16 protein-coding genes are annotated in these 18,553 nt (G+C 51.8%); 13 read left to right on the top strand and 3 right to left on the bottom strand.

The features are described from left to right. The first annotated feature begins 17 nt into the window (after nt 1-17). From D5E69_RS17040 to D5E69_RS17030, 3 genes are read left to right on the top strand one after another with little or no spacing between them, the layout of a single operon-like run. Nucleotides 18-1,046, top strand: a complete 1,029-nt coding sequence (locus tag D5E69_RS17040; RefSeq protein WP_048007351.1) for a GlgC family sugar phosphate nucleotidyltransferase — start codon at nt 18-20, stop codon at nt 1,044-1,046. Further along, nucleotides 1,043-2,482, top strand: a complete 1,440-nt coding sequence (gene glgA, locus D5E69_RS17035; RefSeq protein WP_048007352.1) for a glycogen synthase GlgA — start codon at nt 1,043-1,045, stop codon at nt 2,480-2,482. Before D5E69_RS17040 ends, glgA begins: the two co-directional genes overlap by 4 nt. After that, nucleotides 2,472-4,874 (top strand): glycogen/starch/alpha-glucan phosphorylase, encoded by a 2,403-nt coding sequence (locus D5E69_RS17030; RefSeq protein WP_063190393.1) that lies wholly within the window; start codon nt 2,472-2,474, stop codon nt 4,872-4,874. The genes glgA and D5E69_RS17030 overlap by 11 nt, the downstream gene beginning before the upstream one ends. A 60-nt stretch (nt 4,875-4,934) precedes the next feature. On the opposite strand, the gene D5E69_RS17025 is transcribed toward D5E69_RS17030, so the two are convergent. Then, nucleotides 4,935-5,738, bottom strand: a complete 804-nt coding sequence (locus D5E69_RS17025) for a TraR/DksA C4-type zinc finger protein (protein WP_231578932.1) — start codon at nt 5,736-5,738, stop codon at nt 4,935-4,937. Nucleotides 5,739-5,980: 242 nt separating this feature from the next. Between D5E69_RS17025 and D5E69_RS17020 the strand changes: the two genes are divergently transcribed. From D5E69_RS17020 to D5E69_RS16975, 10 genes are all read left to right on the top strand, one after another. Then, the gene (locus tag D5E69_RS17020) at nt 5,981-7,390 is read left to right on the top strand and encodes an isochorismate synthase (protein WP_048013478.1); all 1,410 of its coding nucleotides are present in this window, start codon (nt 5,981-5,983) and stop codon (nt 7,388-7,390) included. After that, nucleotides 7,387-9,105 (top strand): 2-succinyl-5-enolpyruvyl-6-hydroxy-3-cyclohexene-1-carboxylic-acid synthase, encoded by a 1,719-nt coding sequence (menD, locus tag D5E69_RS17015; protein WP_048007355.1) that lies wholly within the window; start codon nt 7,387-7,389, stop codon nt 9,103-9,105. Before D5E69_RS17020 ends, menD begins: the two co-directional genes overlap by 4 nt. Continuing rightward, nucleotides 9,102-9,923: a 2-succinyl-6-hydroxy-2,4-cyclohexadiene-1-carboxylate synthase gene (menH, locus tag D5E69_RS17010; protein ID WP_048007356.1), complete on the top strand. Its 822-nt coding sequence runs from the start codon at nt 9,102-9,104 to the stop codon at nt 9,921-9,923. The genes menD and menH overlap by 4 nt, the downstream gene beginning before the upstream one ends. After that, on the top strand, nt 9,913-10,731 hold the full coding sequence (gene menB, locus D5E69_RS17005) for a 1,4-dihydroxy-2-naphthoyl-CoA synthase (RefSeq protein ID WP_048007357.1): 819 nt from the start codon (nt 9,913-9,915) through the stop codon (nt 10,729-10,731). The genes menH and menB overlap by 11 nt, the downstream gene beginning before the upstream one ends. 76 nt (nt 10,732-10,807) lie before the next feature. Further along, nucleotides 10,808-12,277, top strand: coding sequence for an o-succinylbenzoate--CoA ligase (locus D5E69_RS17000; protein ID WP_048007358.1), 1,470 nt, complete (start codon nt 10,808-10,810; stop codon nt 12,275-12,277). Further along, on the top strand, nt 12,267-13,373 hold the full coding sequence (gene menC / locus D5E69_RS16995; protein WP_159129948.1) for an o-succinylbenzoate synthase: 1,107 nt from the start codon (nt 12,267-12,269) through the stop codon (nt 13,371-13,373). The genes D5E69_RS17000 and menC overlap by 11 nt, the downstream gene beginning before the upstream one ends. 20 nt (nt 13,374-13,393) lie before the next feature. Next, the gene (locus tag D5E69_RS16990) at nt 13,394-13,837 is read left to right on the top strand and encodes an NUDIX domain-containing protein (protein ID WP_048013482.1); all 444 of its coding nucleotides are present in this window, start codon (nt 13,394-13,396) and stop codon (nt 13,835-13,837) included. A gap of 184 nt (nt 13,838-14,021) precedes the next feature. Further along, nucleotides 14,022-14,798, top strand: coding sequence for an SDR family oxidoreductase (locus D5E69_RS16985; protein WP_048014522.1), 777 nt, complete (start codon nt 14,022-14,024; stop codon nt 14,796-14,798). A 17-nt stretch (nt 14,799-14,815) separates the two neighbouring features. Further along, nucleotides 14,816-15,334, top strand: a complete 519-nt coding sequence (locus D5E69_RS16980) for a mycothiol transferase (protein ID WP_159129947.1) — start codon at nt 14,816-14,818, stop codon at nt 15,332-15,334. Next, a complete protein-coding gene (locus tag D5E69_RS16975; RefSeq protein WP_159129946.1) occupies nt 15,334-15,867 on the top strand; it encodes a 2'-5' RNA ligase family protein in 534 nt (177 codons plus the stop codon). The genes D5E69_RS16980 and D5E69_RS16975 overlap by 1 nt, the downstream gene beginning before the upstream one ends. Nucleotides 15,868-16,146: 279 nt before the next feature. On the opposite strand, the gene D5E69_RS16970 is transcribed toward D5E69_RS16975, so the two are convergent. Then, the gene (locus D5E69_RS16970) at nt 16,147-17,178 is read right to left on the bottom strand and encodes a cytochrome d ubiquinol oxidase subunit II (protein ID WP_048007364.1); all 1,032 of its coding nucleotides are present in this window, start codon (nt 17,176-17,178) and stop codon (nt 16,147-16,149) included. Between the two features lie 14 nt (nt 17,179-17,192). Then, on the bottom strand, nt 17,193-18,551 hold the full coding sequence (locus D5E69_RS16965; protein WP_048007365.1) for a cytochrome ubiquinol oxidase subunit I: 1,359 nt from the start codon (nt 18,549-18,551) through the stop codon (nt 17,193-17,195). Between the last annotated feature and the right edge of the window lie 2 nt (nt 18,552-18,553).

Genomic DNA, 18,553 nt, shown 5'->3' with positions numbered 1-18,553 from the left:
TTAGAGGAGGAGTTCATATGAAAAACACCCTGTTAGGCGTCATTGATGCGACCAGTTATTACGATTCACTCGAAGACTTGCTACTGCACCGTTCGCTTGCGGCCCTTCCGATCGCCGGCCGCTATCGCCTGGTCGATTTCGTCCTTTCGAATATGGTGAATTCAGATATCGGATCCGTCGCCATCTTCCCTAAATACCAGTACCGTTCCCTCATGGATCATCTCGGATCGGGGAAAAACTGGGACCTGAACAGAAAGAGGGACGGTTTGTTCTTCTTTCCGGTTCCGGGACTTGAAAGGAACGATGAAACGATCGGATCGTTCAATCATTTTGCCCATCACATCGATTATTTCACCCGCAGCACACAGGAATATGCCCTCATCACCAACTGCTATACGGTGTGCAATATATCCTATCGTCCGGTCCTTGACCGCCACGTCCAGATCGGATGTGATATCACGGAAATCCGGCATGGGGGATCGTCCCTTCATATGTATCTGATCAAAAAAACCCTTCTTGTCGATCTGATCAAAACCCGCCATCAGACAGGGTATACGTGCATGAATGACGTGGTGGAAGATATGGAGAGCGGACTGAAGGTCTGTGGATACGAACATCAAGGCTTTGTCGAGAGAATCGACTCCATCGACAAATATTTTGAAACAAGCATGAATCTCCTGGAACTTGATCAGTGGAGGGAGCTGTTCAAGAAAGACCAGCCCATCTACACAAAGGTGAAAGATGAGCCGCCAACACGCTATACGAGCGAAGCAGGCGTAAAGCACAGCATCATCGCCAATGGCTGTTTCATAAAAGGCCATGTGGATCATTCCATGATCTTCAGGGCGGTCAAGGTAGGAGAAGGGACGACGATCAAGAACTCCATCATCATGCAAAAGAGCCAGATCGGCCGTGATTGTGTATTGGAGAATGTCATCCTTGATAAAGATGTGAAGATCGAAGATGGTGTTAGACTCATCGGGGACCCGGAACAACCCATCGTCGTCCGTAAAGGCATGGTCCAGGGAGCGCTGATGAACTCGTGAAGGTACTATTTGCAGTCTCTGAGTGCGTACCATTCATCAAATCGGGAGGGCTTGCAGATGTTGCCGGCGCCCTCCCGAAAGAGCTTCGTAAACTTGGAACCGACGTGAGGGTGATCCTCCCTAAATATGGGGGGATCTCCGCTCATTTTAAGGAGCGAATGAGGAAAGTCAAGGAGTTCACTGTTGCCGTGGGGTGGAGACAGCAGTACTGCGGGATAGAGGAATACAAGGAAAATGGCGTCACCTACTATTTCGTCGACAATGAATACTACTTTGACCGGGACCGATTATATGGATTCGACGATGAAGGGGAACGGTATTCCTACTTTACCCGGGCCGTATTGGAAGCCATCGGCGAACTGGAATTCTATCCGGACGTCATCCATTGCCATGACTGGCATACCGCGATGATTCCGTTCCTGCTGAGGACCGAATATCAGGATCGCAGTGGATATGCCTTCATCCGCACGGTCTTCACCATCCATAATCTGCAGTTCCAGGGAATCTACCCTTTCAGTGTGATGACGGATCTGTTGGGAATTCCCCAGCGGTATGCCCATCCTGATTACCTGGAATTCCATGGATGCATGAATTTTATGAAGGGAGCCCTCATCTCTGCCGATATCATCACGACTGTCAGTCCTACATATAAAGACGAAATCCTCCAGCCTTACTACGGGGAACGTCTCGATGGAGTCCTGAAGCTCAGGGAGCGGGAGCTGGTCGGGATCGTCAATGGGATCGATGACGGGGAATACGATCCCGGGGAGGGTGATCATCCATTTTTCAGTGGCAATCTTCAAGGCAAAAAAGCCAGTAAAGAGGAGCTGCAGGAGCAGTTGGGCCTGGAAAAACGTGATGTACCGGTCATCTCCATCATTTCAAGGCTGACTGCCCAGAAAGGACTCGATCTCATCAGGGCCGTGCTTCACGAAATGCTCGAAGAGGATGTCCAGTTCGTCGTCCTTGGTTCGGGCGACTGGGAGTATGAGCAGTTCTTCAGGGAAGCAGCCGCTGGGCATCCGGATAAGGTCAGGGTGCAGATCGGATTCGATGAAGGGTTGGCCAAACAAATTTACCGGGGCTCCGATTTATTCCTCATGCCTTCAAGGTTCGAGCCGTGCGGCCTTGGCCAAATGATCGCCATGAGATATGGTGCGCTGCCACTCGTCCGGGAGACGGGGGGATTAAATGATACGGTGCATTCGTATGATGAAGAATCGGGGAGCGGGAACGGCTTCTCGTTCGCGAATTTCAACGCCCACGATATGTTGTATACGTACCGCCGCGCCATCCGCCTCTATGGACAGGATGATGTGTGGGCAAGGATTGTGAAGAATGCGATGGAAACGGATAACAGCTGGGCCCAATCGGCATTCAAATACAATCAATTGTATTCAGATCTCACCTCGAGGAGTGAAAGTCATGTTTTCTAGCCAGGAGGAATTTAAGGAAGCTTATCTGAAGAAGTTGGAGATGACATCAGGTAAGGCATTCCCCGACACCACTCTTCAAGATCGTTATGATACGCTCGGGCAGCTGATCCGTGAGTACATCAGTATGAACTGGATCCAGACAAACGAGCAGTACCGGTATCAGAAACAAAAACAGGTGTATTATCTGTCCATTGAATTTTTACTCGGCCGCCTGTTGAGGCAGAATCTGATGAATCTCGGGATCTACGAGCTTGTGGAAGAGGGGCTTGGAGACTTGGGGATCGATTTGAAGGACATGGAGGATGTAGAGCAGGATGCCGCCCTCGGGAACGGGGGACTTGGACGACTGGCCGCATGCTTCCTTGATTCCATGGCCTCGATGGATCTTCCGGGTCACGGCTACGGCATACGCTACAAGCACGGGCTGTTTGAACAAAAAATCGTGAACGGTTATCAGATGGAGCTCCCCGAACAGTGGCTTCGTCATGGATATGTGTGGGAAGTACGGAAACCGGATCTTATGATGCAGATTCCGTTCTGGGGCCGGATTGAATCAACCGAGAAGGACGGGGTACCCTCATTCAGGCATGTAGATGCCGAAATCGTTGCAGCTGTCCCATATGATCTCCCCGTCGTGGGCTACGGGACGACAACGGTGAATACGCTGCGCTTATGGAATGCAGAGCCTTATGCCTATAAAGCCGGAAGGGACATGATGAAGTATAAGCGGGATACGGAAGCCATCACCGAATTCCTTTATCCAGATGATACCCAGGATGAAGGAAAGGTCCTCAGGTTGAAGCAGCAGTATTTTCTTGTGTCTGCAAGCATCCGGACGATACTCGAGTCCTATCTCTCCAGGCACGGAGACCTTATGAATCTTCATGAGCATGTGGCCATCCACATCAATGATACCCACCCGGTACTCGCCATACCTGAAATGATGAGAGTCCTGATCGATGAGTACGCCTTGGACTGGGATTCAGCTTGGGGTGTGACGACGAAGACGTTCGCCTATACGAACCATACGACCCTTTCTGAAGCATTGGAACGGTGGCCAGTGAGGATTTTTCAGCCTCTTTTACCGAGGATCTATATGATTGTCGATGAAATCAATGAGCGGTTTTGCCGTGACCTGTGGGATGCCTACCCGGGAGAGTGGGGCAGAATCGAAGGGATGGCCATCATTGCCCACGGGGAAGTGAAAATGGCCCACCTCGCCATAGCAGGAAGCCACAGTGTGAACGGGGTCGCGAAGATTCATACCGATATCTTGAAAGAACGGGAGATGAACCTGTTCTATCAGTATTTTCCCGGGAAGTTCAACAGCAAGACGAATGGGATCACCCATCGTCGCTGGCTGCTCAATAGCAACCCGCCCCTGGCGTCGCTCATCCAATCAGCGATAGGAGACGCCTGGATCAAGGATCCTTCAAGGCTTAGCGAGCTTGAGTCCTTTACAGCAGACCGGACATTCCTGGATGACCTTCATAAGGCGAAGCAGCTGAACAAAAAGAGACTGGCGGATCGCATCCTCGAGACCAATGGAATTGTGGTGGACCCTGATTCGATTTTTGATATTCAAGTGAAGAGGCTTCATGCGTATAAGAGGCAGCTTCTCAATATCCTCCACATCCTCCATCTTTTCAACAGATGTCAGGAAAACCCCGCTGCGGATATTCCGCCTCGGACCTTTATATTCGGAGCCAAGGCTTCACCGGGGTACTATTATGCGAAGAAGATCATCAAATTGATCCACTCGGTCGCAGATCTTGTGAACGATCACCCGGCTGTGAAAGGAAGGATCAAGGTCGTATTCCTTGAAAATTACCGTGTATCCCTGGCAGAGGAAATCATCCCGGCAGCGGATGTCTCCCAGCAGATTTCCACAGCGAGTAAAGAAGCCTCGGGGACAGGGAATATGAAATTCATGATGAATGGCGCCGTGACGCTCGGCACATTGGATGGAGCCAATATTGAAATCCTGGAGCAGGTCGGGGAAAAGAATATCTTCATCTTCGGTCTCAGGGCTGAAGAGGTGATGAAACAGCAGCAGGATGGAAGTTACTACTCCATGGAGTATTACCACCATGATGAGCGCATCAAGAAAATCCTCGATCAGCTCGTCGATGGCAGCCTTCCCGATGCGGGGGATCATTTTGAAACGATCTATGATTCGCTGCTTGCTGAGAATGATGAATTCTTTGTACTCCGGGACTTCGATTCATATGCCAAGGCACATGAAAAAGTAGCATCCGCCTACCGTGACCAGGCGTCGTGGCTCCGGATGAGCCTGATCAATATTGCACGCTCAGGATACTTCTCGAGTGACCGGACCATCGCCGAATATGCACGTGAGATCTGGAAGATCGGCGGGGTCGGCGTACGATGATCCCGCTGAATAATAAACGCCCGGATGCCAATGGCATTCCGGGCGTTTTGTTGTGGGGCCTTATGATTTCTTTTTATCTGATACGTAGCTGTCGCGTTCTTTATACGGGATGTCCCCGATGGTCGACTCCATGTCATTCTCATCGAGCATATCCTCATACTCTTCATGTGACTTGGATGGATAGGCCTTCGTGTTCTTCCCGTCCATATCGGTCCCGACGAAGGATTCCATATCTTCTGTGAACCCTTCCGTCTCGTCATCGTCTTCATAAAGATCGGAATAATCATCGTGATCGCCTTGGAAGTCCGATGGGGTTTCCGACGTACCGAATCGGCCGACCTCCTGGAAGCTATCCTCTGTATCACGCACCAGCTGTCCGGTTTCATGGCGGAATTCCCCATTTACAGGTGGCTGAAGAATATCTTCTTCTGCAGGTCGGTCATCGACGACCGACTGTGCGCTTGCATGGTCTTTGCAGTAAAGCGTCGTCGGTATGGCTTCAAGGCGTTCGAATGGAATTTCTTCACCGCATTCTTTGCATGTTCCGTAAGAGCCTTCATCCATCGCTTTCAGGGCATCGTTGATTTTATTCAGTTCTGATTTCGAGTGTTCATCCAGTGCAAAATCCTTTTCCCGCTCATATAGTTCAGAGCCCATATCCGCAGGGTGGTTATCATAGAGGGAAAGCTCCCCTCCATTTTCGTTATCACCCGTGTTTGCGGGATTTTCTTCCCTGTCATCCAACTGACCCTGGATGTGATTCTTCTGATCCATCAATTCATCCTTGAGCTGTTTCTTTTCCTTTGTCGAAAGCATATATGTCACGTCCTTCATAAAGTTCGATTTGTTCATCATCGTACTCATACTTTAACCGAAACACGGTCTGTTAAAACATGAATCCTTCATGTAGTGTGCGGGGAATAGGCCTTTTCTCCACCCATCATCAGGTTTTATAACGCTTTTGGTTTCTCAAAAGGGGAAAAAGGGTTTATTATATAATAGGGATAAATAATGATTCATATCCATGACTTCGTTGACACACCCTATACTCAGGTGTATCTTGTAATGGAATTGAAAACTGTAAGTGATTGTCTGGAGGAATTCAATTGGTTACAATCCAGAAGACCAATATAGATCAAGCATACGATGCAGCCTTATTGAAGGCTCAACAAATCAATCATCCCGTGCTGTTCAGTATGGTGGAAGAGACAGGGGCAATGGATCCACTTTCCTTCTATCATGCCGGCGGCAGGGTTTTTAAAGGAGAGCGCTTTTTATGGAAGGATCGCGATCAGACGATCTCCCTCATAGGGGCAGGCTCTTCATATGATATCTCGTCATCATTGAAAGAAGGAGAGCGCTTTTTTGCCATCGAGAAAGAGTGGAAGCGCTTCATATCCGACGCGGTCGTCGTATCGAGGGAAGAGTGGCCGGGAACTGGCCCCCTCGCATTCGGAGGCTTCCGTTTCGATTCCGCCAATCCTGCTTCTGCAGAATGGACGGGATTTGATGAAGGGACACTCCGCATCCCAAGATATATGATTACCAAGGCAGGAGAAGCTAACTATCTGACGGTCAATATCGTGTGCCGCCCGGATGGAAGCGGCCCATCCCTGCAGCATTGCCTCAAGGAAAAAGACCTGCTGCTGAAGATGGCGTCTGAGCCGGCGAGCCAGATGGATCCAGGGGACATGTCAGCAGAGGATATTCGTGCGCATGAATGGAAGCAGTCCGTCCGCAATGTGGTCGACCGCTTGAAGAATGGTGAGATGGAAAAGGTCGTCCTTGCAAGGAAAACCAAGGTGTCGTTCAGCGACGAGGTCACGTCCGACTATGTGCTTGATAATCTTTGGAAGCAACAACCCGACAGCTTCATCTTCAGTTTTGAGCAGGAAGGAAGCTGTTTTATCGGAGCCACTCCGGAGCGTCTTGTGAAAAAGGACGGAGAAGAAATCCTCTCCACCTGTCTGGCAGGATCGATTGCAAGGGGGAGCGACCTTGAAGAAGACGAGCGTCTTGGAAGGGAACTCCTGGAGGACGATAAAAACCGGTATGAGCACCAGCTCGTGGTCGATACGATCCGTCAGGCACTGTCCTCCGACTGTGAACGGCTATCCATTCCAGATGAGCCTCAGCTCATGAAGCTGAAGGATATCCAACATCTGTACACCCCGGTCAAGGGAACGGCACCATCCGGTCTGTCGATCCTGACGCTAGTGGAGAAGCTGCACCCGACTCCGGCCCTTGGAGGTGTACCTCGTAAAGAAGCCATGCAGGTAATACGTGAAGAAGAGCAGATGGACAGGGGTCTCTATGCGGGTCCAATCGGATGGATGGATGCATACGGGAACGGTGAATACGCCGTCGCTCTGCGATCAGGACTCCTGAAGGGCGATCATGCATTCATTTATGCAGGCTGCGGGATCGTCGCCCATTCTGATCCAGACAGCGAATTTAAGGAAACACAAATGAAATTCCGTCCGATGCAACGGGCATTAGGAGGGAATCTGATATGAGTGAACATCAGCAGCACTTGACCGATTATCTGGCAGCATTCATAGACGAATTGTCCAGTAACGGAGTAGACGAAGCCGTCATCAGCCCCGGCTCCCGTTCTACTCCTTTGGCGTTATTGCTCACCCATCATCCGCGCATCAATACGTATGTGAACGTGGACGAGCGCTCCGCCGCATTCTTTGCCCTCGGCATCGCCAAGGCAAAGCGGAAGCCGGTCATCCTTGTCTGTACGTCTGGAACCGCAGCGGCGAATTATTATCCGGCCGTCATTGAAGCGCGGTATGCCAAGGTACCGCTCCTTGTCCTGACGGCAGACCGTCCTCATGAGCTGAGGGAGGTCGGAGCGCCTCAGGCGATCGACCAGCTGGACCTGTATGGAAAGCATGTCAAGTGGGCAGTCGATATGGCCCTCCCTGAGTCAGGGCAAGAGATTTTGCGGTATGCCCGCTCAGCGGCAGTCAGGGGACTCGGTATGTCCATCGGGGAACCGAACGGACCGGTGCATTTCAACTTCCCGCTCAGGGAGCCGCTCATTCCCGACCTGCGGGAGGATCTTTTTCAAGAAGGTACGGCAAAACGCGTCTATCAGGGTGAGCGGACGCTCGCTCCTGACCAGGCGGATGAGCTGGAGAAGATCTTGAGTGAACGGAGCCGAGGCATCATCATTTGCGGACCGGGTATGAGTCCGGACGGCATTCAGGCGGTCGCCGACTTTGGAAGAGCAAAGGGATTCCCGATCCTTGCCGACCCGCTATCGAATATGAGGAGCGGAAAACATGGGACAGACGGTATCATCGATGCGTATGACACGTTCCTGAAAGCCGGGGCGGTCGGGGAGGACTTGAAACCTGACCTGATCATCCGTTTCGGTGCCATGGCCGTGTCCAAGCCCCTCATGCTATTCTTGAAAGGGCTGGAGGAAGTGCCGCAATTCGTCATTACACGTGGAGAAGAGTGGCAGGATCCTACGGGCAGGGGCACCCACTATGTGTATGCCCATGAACGTCACTTCTGTCATCGTTTTGCAGGGGAATCAGGGACACGGGACTGGATGGAGAAGTGGATCAGTCTCAATGAAAGAACGAAGAACCTGATGCAAGATGTGATCGGGGAATGGGATGAAGGGAAGGCCGTCAAGTGCCTCCTGGAAACCATTCCGGAACAATCATCCGTTTTTGTCAGCAACAGCATGCCGATCCGGGATGTGGATACCTTCTTCTTTTCGAATGATCGTTCCATCTCCATCCACGCCAACAGGGGTGCCAATGGGATCGACGGTGTCGTCTCGACGGCCCTTGGCATGAGCACGCAGTCACCTTCTACCTATCTGCTCATCGGAGATCTTGCATTCTTCCATGATATGAACGGGTTGCTCGCTGGAAGAAAGTATGGATTGGATTTGACTGTGATCGTCATGAACAATAACGGCGGTGGCATCTTCTCCTACTTGCCTCAGGCAAAGGAAGGTGCTTATTTCGAAGAGCTCTTCGGTACACCTATGGATCTTGAGTTCTCCCATGTCGCTGCCATGTATGGAGCGGATTACTCCCTTGTGAAGACAGAATCCGACTTCCTTCAGGCGCTTCGGCAGGCAGAGGGGATGAAGGGTCTTAAGATCATTGAAGTGTTGGCGGACCGCCAGAAAAATGTAGAGAATCATCGTAAAATGTGGGAATTTGTTTCCCGGGAAATACAGGGCGGGCAACCTTCATGAAGGTGAATGAGATCGACTACTTTGTAAATATTAAAGGGGAAGGCCCTCCCGTTGTCTTCCTCCATGGATTCACAGGGGATACATCCTCGTGGAACGAAGTCGTAGATCGCCTGACACACCGCTTCACCTGTATATCGATCGACCTTATCGGGCATGGCAGGACGGATGCTCCTGAAGATGCTGAGAGGTATCAGATGGCGCATGCAGTGGAGGACGTCGAGGCCATACTTGCCCGGTGCGGGATCGGAGAGGCAACCTTTGTCGGTTATTCCATGGGAGGGAGGGTGGCCCTTCAACTTGCCATCACCCGCCCACACCTCGTATCGCATCTCATCCTCGAGAGTGCGTCGCCCGGGTTGTTGACTGAAGAGGAGCGGGACGCCAGACGGGTGAAGGATGAAGCCCTGGCTGAGCGGATCCTCGAGCACGGAATGGAAGAGTTCGTGAACTTTTGGGAAGAGATTCCGTTGTTCGAAACGCAAAAACGCCTGCCTGCCACCGTTCAGGCAGAAATCCGCCAGGGCCGACTCGGACAACGTCCCATCGGTATTGCCAACAGTCTGAGAGGGATGGGGACGGGGGCACAGCCAAGCTGGTGGGATCACTTGTCCGCCATGGAAATCCCCGTCGATCTTCTGGTAGGGGAGCTCGATGAGAAGTTCGTCGGCATCGCCAAGCGAATGAAAGAACGCAATCCCCGATTCACCATCACATCATTTTCGGGGTACGGGCATGCAATTCATGTGGAAGAACCGCAAAAGTTTGGTACAATGATAGAGGATTTACTACATAAAGGAGGAAATACAAATGGCTTTTGATTGGGTTTCAGAACGAAACTACGAAGATATTTTGTACGAAACGTATAATGGGATCGCGAAGATCACCATCAATCGTCCGGAAGTGCGCAATGCCTTCCGTCCGAAAACAGTAACTGAATTGATCGATGCATTTGCTTATGCTCGTGACGATTCCAAAGTAGGCGTGATTGTTCTTACGGGTGCAGGTGAAAAAGCATTCTGTTCAGGCGGAGATCAGCGCGTACGCGGACATGGTGGATATGTAGGCGAGGATGAAATCCCTCGTTTGAATGTCCTTGACCTTCAGCGTTTGATCCGAGTGATCCCGAAACCAGTCATCGCGATGGTTGCCGGTTATGCCATCGGAGGTGGACACGTTCTTCACGTGGTCTGTGATATCACGATTGCAGCGGACAATGCCATCTTCGGTCAAACAGGACCGAAAGTGGGAAGCTTCGATGCAGGCTACGGTGCCGGGTATCTTGCCCGCATCATCGGACACAAGAAAGCGAAGGAAATTTGGTTCCTATGCCGTCAATACAACGCTCAGGAAGCATTGGATATGGGCCTTGTGAACACAGTAGTACCTTATGAGAAATTGGAAGAGGAAACCGTGCAATGGGCTTCTGAAATGCTCGAAAAGAGCCCGACGGCCCTTCGCTTCCTGAAGGCATCATTCAATGCCGACACGGATGGGCTTGCAGGTCTTCAACAGCTGGCTGGAGATGCAACACTCCTTTATTACACAACGGATGAAGCGAAAGAAGGACGCGATGCGTTCAAGGAAAAACGCAATCCGGACTTCGGTCAATTCCCTCGTTTCCCTTAATGGGACTTGCCTGGCGGATCTTTGGATCTGTCAGGTTTTTTTCTTACTGAACAATCAACAGAATGGAGAATGTACCATGACCACAGAAATGCTGCCCAATTGGCTGAAGCAGCGGGCCTTTTTGACGCCGGACCGCACCGCCGTGAGCTCTGGTGAACGCAGCCTCACTTTCCGTGAGCTCGATCATGCGGCAGAGGAGGCGGCTCAGCGCCTGAATCGGTTGTTGGACGGCACGAAGCCTGCCTTCATCGGCCTCATGATCAAAAACCGCATTGAATCCATCATTGCGGTCCACGCCGTGCAGCAGCTCGGTATGGCTGCCGTGATGCTGAATCACCGGCTCGGCGCTGGAGAATTGACCTTCCAAGTACGGGATATGGCCCTCACACACGTCATCCATGACGAGGACTTTGCAGAGAAGGCGGGCACCCTCGAGGTGGAGGGCATCGGTCTTTCCTTCCTGTTTACGGGAGACAAGCGCCCCTATGCTCCGAGGGACCATACAAATCTTGATGACACCTGCACGGTGATGTATACATCGGGGACAACCGGTTCGCCAAAAGGGGTCCTGCAGACGTATGGGAACCACTGGTGGAGTGCCATCGGTTCCTCCTTGAATCTTGGCACCAGTGAGAAAGATGTATGGCTCTGTGCCGTCCCGCTCTTCCATATCAGCGGTTTCTCGATCCTCATGAGGAGCATCATCTATGGCATGGAGGTCAGACTTCACGCGTCATTCGACGAGGATGCCATCGACCTGGAACTGAAATCCGGCCGTGTGACGATTATCTCGGTCGTCACGAATATGCTCCAGCGCCTCATGGGAAGGATCGGGGAGGGGTATCATGAAAATCTCCGCTGCGTGCTCTTAGGAGGCGGCCCGGCTCCGCTTCCCCTTCTGCAGGCATGCAAGAACAAAGGAGTTCCGGTGTTCCAATCATACGGGATGACCGAAACCTCTTCTCAGATCGTCACCCTTTCACCGGAGTACAGCCTTTCAAAGCTTGGTTCTGCCGGAAAACCCCTTTTCCCGTCCCAGCTGAAGATCAAGGGAGCGTCAGCACCGCTGGAAGAGGGAGAAATCATGGTCAAGGGTCCGAATGTGACAATGGGGTATCATGAGCGCCCTGAAGCAAATGAAAAAAGCTTTGAAGATGGATGGCTCTTCACAGGGGATATCGGCTATGTGGATGAAGAGGGGTTCCTTTATGTTCTTGACAGAAGATCGGACCTGATCATTTCCGGTGGGGAGAATGTGTATCCGGCTGAAGTCGAGAGTGTCCTGCTGGGTATCCCGGGTGTCACGGAAGCAGGCGTCATCGGCATGGATGATCCAGTGTGGGGGCAGGTTCCATGTGCTTTCCTTGTGACGGACCGTCCCATGACTGAAGAGGAGGTCATGAAGGGATGCAAAGCTGCCCTCGCTTCCTATAAATGTCCAAAACGGATCGTATTTGTCGGGGAGCTGCCCCGCAATGCTTCCAATAAGCTCCTTAGAAGGGTGCTCAAAGAAAATATGCTGAAGGGGATCTACGATGAAGCTTAAATCCATTGCACTATCCGTTGTCAGCATGCCGCTTAAAAAGCCGTTTACGACCCATCTGCAGACGGTAGCAGAAAGAGAAGGGATCATCATCGAAGCAGTGGATTCAGAAGGGATTACAGGGCTTGGTGAATGCGTGGCCTTCTCGACCCCGTGGTATACGGAAGAAACGGTCAAGGGGGCCTATCATATCCTGAAGGATGTCCTGATCCCCCTCTTATTGAAAGCGGACCTACGCCATCCTGAAGAGTGCGGCCGGTTATTCAGCGGGGTCCGGGGAAATGCCATGGCAAAAGCATCCCTTGAAATGGCCATCTGGGACCTCTATGCCCGTCAGTCCGGACAGCCCCTCTGGGCCGTGATCGGAGGCACGAGGCAGGAAGTGCTCGCTGGAGCCGTTGTGCCTGCAGGGAACATGGGAGAGATGGTCCGTAGAACATCTGAGCTGATGGGGGAAGGATACGAAAGGATCAAGATCAAGGTCTCCCCGGGGAAAGACGAAGAGATCGTCAGGGAACTGCGCAGGACATTTCCGGCTCTTCCCCTCATGGCAGATGCCAATTCCGCCTACACCCTTGATGATCTTCCACGTTTGAAAAAGCTTGATCGTTACGGTCTCCTGATGATCGAACAGCCTCTTGGCGTCGATGACATCGTCGAGCATTCGATGCTTCAGAAGGAGCTTTCCACGCCCGTCTGCCTTGATGAAAGCATCGTCTCCCCGCACGATATGAGAAGCGCAATCGCTTTGCAGGCATGCGGCGTCGTGAACATCAAGCTTGGACGGGTAGGGGGATATTCCCAGGCACTTGATATTTATCATCAATGCCGTGATAGCGGGCTTTCCGTCTGGTGCGGAGGGATGATCGAGTTCGGCGTCTCCCGTGCCCACAACATCGTTTTGTCCACCCTTGAAGGGTTCAATCTGCCCGGCGATCTCTCCTCCTCGGCCACCTACTGGGAACAGGATCTGATTACAGAACCGATCACGGTGCAACACGGAAGGATCCCGCGGAAAAACGGGGCGGGCATCGGGGTGGAACTGGATCAGAGGCGGATGAAGGAAATCACGTTACACAATGAAATCATCATGGATTAAATGGGAAGAGGGATGGCAAAATGAGCATACGCAATTCAGCAAAAGCCCTGATCATGAAGGAAGGGGCGGTCCTGCTGACGAAAAATCGGGATGATGAAGGGTTCTTCTATCTATTCCCCGGTGGGGGACAGGAAAAAGGCGAAACACTGGAAGAAGCCGTCGTCCGCGAATGCCAAGAGGAGATCGGGAGCATCGTAAGGGTCGGTCCTTTGAAGCATGTGAGGGAATATATCGGAAAAAACCATGAGCATTCCTTCGACGCCGGATTTCAACAGGTTGAGTTCTACTTTGAATGTCATCTCCTCGGTGAAGAGGGGTACGAGCCGACGAATCCGGACAGCCATCAAGTGGGGATCGAATGGGTCAAGCTCGATGAGTGGGACGGTCTACGGATTTATCCAAAAGCGCTGGGAGAATACATAAAAGGCCATCGCTCCGGGGTGTATGTGGGCGATATCAATTGATGGGGAGCAGGTCAGCGATGATCTGCTTTTTTTGTGCAAAGGGAGATTCCTGTTTTTTACACCCGGAAGTGCGTCATTATGATAAAATGGACACCTGTCGTAATTTTCGGAAATTCAGGTAGATGAGAGGCGTCCGTGATCTCATACGCATCTGCTAGGGTAGTATTGAAAAGGAGGGGTAGATATGAAGGAATCATCATCGATTGCCCTCGTCACCGGGGTGAGCCGCGATAAAGGAATAGGGGCAGCCATCTGCCGGATCCTTGCCCGGGATGGAATGGACATCTTCTTTACGCATTGGGGTACATATGACGGAGAAGATGGATGCGGTAAAGAAGAGGGCTTCCCTTCTGTCTTTGCAAAGGAATTGGAGGGCCTTGGAGTCCGCACCGCTCATATGGAAGCGGATCTGAGCAGGCAGGATGCACCGGCGCTCATTTTGCAAACGGCCACACAGAGCCTGGGGTTGCCACGTGTGCTGATCAATAATGCGACCTATGAGTCGCCGACTGATTTCAGGACGATGAGGATGGAGACGCTAGACATGCATTATCAGGTGAACAACCGGGGGACGATCATGCTGTCGGTGGAGTTTGCCAGGCGTTTCGAAGAAGTCTATGCCGGAGCAGAGGACGGGCGCATCGTATTCATGGTGTCCAAAGGCCCGGACCCGCATAATCTTGCCTATACGGCTACCAAGGGGATGCTTACGGCCATAACGGAGCCCCTGGCTACAGCACTTGCCCCGGTGGGCATCACGGTGAACAGCGTTGATCCCGGTCCGACCGATTCAGGATGGATCACGGATGAGATCAGGGAGAATCTCCTCCCTCTCTTTCCGTCCGGCCGCATCGGTACACCGGAGGATGCTGCGCGCCTGATCCGCTTCCTTGCTTCCGAGGATTCCAGATGGGTGACAGGACAGGTCCTCCGCTCGGAAGGCGGATTTTTAGGGAAATAGAAAGGGGTGATTGGAGTATGGATGAAAGAAAATTCTTCATTGAAACGGTTGAACCGTTCGGGCCAGAGGTCGGCAGGCTGATTTCCATGATGGAATACACAAGGTACACTACGCTTCGGGAAGTGGAAGGTTTGACACTGCAGCAGCTCGATACAAAGGTCGAAGGCTGCGACAATTCCATCGGCATGCTCCTCTTGCACATGGCCAGTGTGGAAGAAGCCTTTCAGATCATGACGTTCGGTGAAAGGGATTTGACCGATGAAGAATGGAGCCGGCTGGAATCCGGGATTGATCTTATGGGAATCGACGGAAATGAGGCTGCTTTTTATGTGGATCGCCTGGCCGAAGTGCGGAAGCGGACGCTGGAATTATTTGCAGGGGTCGGGGATGAGTGGCTCGACAGGCAATCCCCATTCGGGTGGGATCACCCGGCCAATCACTATTTCAAGTGGTTCCACGTGTTCGAAGATGAGCTCAATCACCGGGGACAGATCCGTTTGATTGTCAAAGAGCTCAAGAAGAGGGAGTCCAACTGATGTACGCCGTCGTCGCCGTCTTCAATCCCGAACTGGAGAGAGCAATCATCGAGGTGTGGGATGAACTGAAGGAAAAGGGGATCAGTGCCTATGCCTCACAAGTAAAAAAACGGCGTCCCCATATCACGCTGGGAGACGTTCAACAGCTGGATCCGGTAAGATTCTCTGAGGATTTTGTTCGCTATTACAGGGATCATAAACCGATTGAGGTCAGGCTTGCGAGCATCGGCTCGTTCATCCGTACCGGGATCCTTTATTATTCTCCTGTACTTTCAGAAGAATTGACCGCTCTTCACCGCGACTTCCACAAACAATTCCTGCCCCCTGACGGGAATGAATCTTCCCTTTATCGCCCCGGGAGCTGGATCCCGCACTGTACGATTGCCAATCGCCTTTCAACCGAAGAGCAGCTGAAGGCATTCGAGCTCGTAAAGGATCGGGAAATCCCTCAAGGGTCGATCGGGGGCCTCTCCCTCCTTGATCTGAGGGTACCGGGTGAAGCACCGGAGATTGTCAGCGTATCCTTTGTTTGAAGTTAAGCATACAAACGTGTTTTACCCATAGTTAAACCCGAATTCATTTGCGTAGGATCAGGCAAATGAATACGGGTTTTTAAATTGTTTCATGGCCATTACGATTTCATTGTTCTCAGCGGTTGATTGGTGTGTAAGACGTAGACGCCTGCGGGAAGAGTGGCTCCCCGCAGGCGTGCCGAGGAGTACCCGCGGAAAGCGAAGTCTTGCACGGAAATCATGAGCGGTTTGAAAAACCTACACTGATCATGTTCGACATTAATAGGTACCTTTTTTGATTCAGTCTTCTTTTTGCTGCAAGTAACGCTTATCATTCATGAACAAGCTCCAGAAGTACACGAATCCAGGGAACAGGATGATGAATCCTGCGATGTAGGTGAAGAATACGGCCCTGAAGGAGTCGGGATCGGTGAAGCCTGACTGGACGGTCACTTCCGGATAGATGATATACGGAAGATGGGCCTTGCCGTAGACGTAGCTCGCGATGACATACTGGCAGATGACCGCAATAACGGCAACGCGTGGCATCCCCTTCATTCCTTCCTTGTTGGTGGGGAGGAATAAGGCGGCTCCTGCGATGACAAATCCAAGAAGGGAAATGAGGAGCAGATTACGGTCCTCGAGCATCCGGTCATAGAGCCATGTTGCTTCGGACTTCATGGTCCACATGATCAAAAAGGCCATGAGGACGGAGATCGGCCCGATGATCATGGCATCCCTGCGGTAGACCTTGAAGGCTTCATATTCCTTGGACGTTTTGGAGTAGTCGGCAAGAAGCAGGGATGAAAGGAACAGGGTACTGGCGACGGCAAAGCCGAAAAAGGCATATTCATGGGGGCTGGTGAAAAGTTTTCCTAAATCCAGCTCCTGGCCGTTGTCGAAGTCGATGTACGAGCCGTGGGAAATCGGCAGAACGCTGATGATCAGGCCCGGGATCAGGATCCCGGTGATCCCGGTGATATACGTCAGCGGTTTGTAATAGTCGTCCGCCACATGGGAGAACACCAGGAAGGCACTTCGTATGGCCAAGAGCAGGAGGATCAGGCTCCCAGGGACAAGCAGGACCGTCCCGAGGGAGTAGGCGGCACCCGGGAACATGCTGTAGACAGCCACGACCAGGGCGACGATGAATGTATTGGTCACTTCCCATGTCGGAGACAGATAGCGGTTTGCGATATTCGTCGCCTTCGTTTTTTCATTATTGATATAGAGCATCGACCAGAATCCGGCGCCGAAGTCCATCGTAGCCATGACGGCGTAGATGAAGACGAATCCCCAGAGAATGATGATGGCTATCAGTGATTGTGTCATGAGTGCACCTCCGATCAAGTGGATAATGGAATATCTTTATGTTTGCTCTCGGCTTTTTGGATATCCTTTTCAGGCGGATTCCGTTTGAAGTAGTAAAGGAGCACGAGCACAACGGACACGGCGAGGATCGCATAGATCGTGATGAATAGTCCGAACAGTACCGCAAGATTTCCCGTCGTCGTGACGGAGTCCTCGGTGCTCAGGATCCGGTAGATGGTCCAAGGCTGGCGTCCGGTACAGGCGAAGATCCAACCGAACTCGATGGCAAGGATCGATAGGGGACCTCCCGCCACGAATACCCACATCATCCATTTCGGGAAGCGGTCCTTCTTCAGCCATTTCTTCCAAGCAAAAGCTCCAAGGGCGATGACGATGAGAAGGGAACCGATTCCGACCATTGCGTTGAAAAGGGTGTGGACGAATAAAGGTGGCCAGTATTCTTCTGGAAAATCATTCAGTCCGATGACTTCGGTATCAAAACTGTTTCCGGCAAGGAAGCTCAGTGCCCACGGGATTTCGATCCCCCATTTCACTTCCTGGTTTTCACGATCGGTGAAGCCACCGATGGAAAGGGGGGCGTGATCCTGGGTTTCGAATAATCCTTCGGCTGCAGCCAGTTTCTCAGGCTGGTATTCATGGAGCTTTTGCGCCGATTCGTGGCCGTTCAATGCAGTAAGCAATGCGAAGATCCCCCCGACGGCCAGACAAATCATCAGAGATTTTTGGTGGAACTTATACACCCTGGATCCGAACGGGTTACGCAGCATTTTGAATGCCGATACGGAAGCGATGGTGAATGAGCCGACCACATAGGCGGATAGAGCGACATGGCCAGCTGTGACGAAGAAGCTTGGGTTGAAGAATGCTTTCCAAGGTTCAACGTTCTGGATCTCCCCATTGATCATCTCGAAGCCTGCAGGAGTCCCTTCGAACGCATGGACATTGGTGATCAGGACGGCGGAAGCGAGACCACCGACACAGACCAGGACAAGACTGACGATCCTCATCCAAGGCGCGATCCGGTTGGCTGCGTATACATAGATACTCATGAACAGTGCTTCAATGAAGAAAGCATAGATTTCAATCTGGAACGGCAGGGCCATGACCCGTCCGATGACTTCCATGAACCCGGGCCATAGTAAGGAAAGCTGGACCCCGGCAATGGTCCCGGTGGGGATCCCGACGCCCAGAAGGACGGCGAATGCCTTCGTCCACCTTTTGGCCATGATCTGATAATCAAGATCATTGGTCCGTTGGTACACGATTTCAGAGATGAGGATCATCAGCGGGATCCCGACGCCAAGTGTTGCAAAGATAATGTGAAAGGCCATGGTCGTTCCGAACATGGACCTTGCAATCACTAATTCATCCATAT

Source organism: Rossellomorea marisflavi, assembly GCF_009806575.1.
Taxonomy (GTDB): Bacteria; Bacillota; Bacilli; order Bacillales; family Bacillaceae_B; genus Rossellomorea; species Rossellomorea marisflavi_A.
The sequence above is the reverse complement of the archived record's forward strand: the minus strand, read 5'-3'. Positions and strand labels throughout refer to the sequence as shown.

Coding starts and splice junctions, on each gene's coding strand:
- D5E69_RS17040 (WP_048007351.1), top strand. CDS start 18: ATGAAAAACACCCTGTTAGGCGTCATTGATGCGACCAGTTATTACGAT.
- D5E69_RS17030 (WP_063190393.1), top strand. CDS start 2,472: ATGTTTTCTAGCCAGGAGGAATTTAAGGAAGCTTATCTGAAGAAGTTG.
- D5E69_RS17025 (WP_231578932.1), bottom strand. CDS start 5,738: ATGAGTACGATGATGAACAAATCGAACTTTATGAAGGACGTGACATAT.
- menD (WP_048007355.1), top strand. CDS start 7,387: ATGAGTGAACATCAGCAGCACTTGACCGATTATCTGGCAGCATTCATA.
- menH (WP_048007356.1), top strand. CDS start 9,102: ATGAAGGTGAATGAGATCGACTACTTTGTAAATATTAAAGGGGAAGGC.
- menB (WP_048007357.1), top strand. CDS start 9,913: ATGGCTTTTGATTGGGTTTCAGAACGAAACTACGAAGATATTTTGTAC.
- D5E69_RS17000 (WP_048007358.1), top strand. CDS start 10,808: ATGACCACAGAAATGCTGCCCAATTGGCTGAAGCAGCGGGCCTTTTTG.
- menC (WP_159129948.1), top strand. CDS start 12,267: ATGAAGCTTAAATCCATTGCACTATCCGTTGTCAGCATGCCGCTTAAA.
- D5E69_RS16990 (WP_048013482.1), top strand. CDS start 13,394: ATGAGCATACGCAATTCAGCAAAAGCCCTGATCATGAAGGAAGGGGCG.
- D5E69_RS16985 (WP_048014522.1), top strand. CDS start 14,022: ATGAAGGAATCATCATCGATTGCCCTCGTCACCGGGGTGAGCCGCGAT.
- D5E69_RS16980 (WP_159129947.1), top strand. CDS start 14,816: ATGGATGAAAGAAAATTCTTCATTGAAACGGTTGAACCGTTCGGGCCA.
- D5E69_RS16975 (WP_159129946.1), top strand. CDS start 15,334: ATGTACGCCGTCGTCGCCGTCTTCAATCCCGAACTGGAGAGAGCAATC.
- D5E69_RS16970 (WP_048007364.1), bottom strand. CDS start 17,178: ATGACACAATCACTGATAGCCATCATCATTCTCTGGGGATTCGTCTTC.
- D5E69_RS16965 (WP_048007365.1), bottom strand. CDS start 18,551: ATGGATGAATTAGTGATTGCAAGGTCCATGTTCGGAACGACCATGGCC.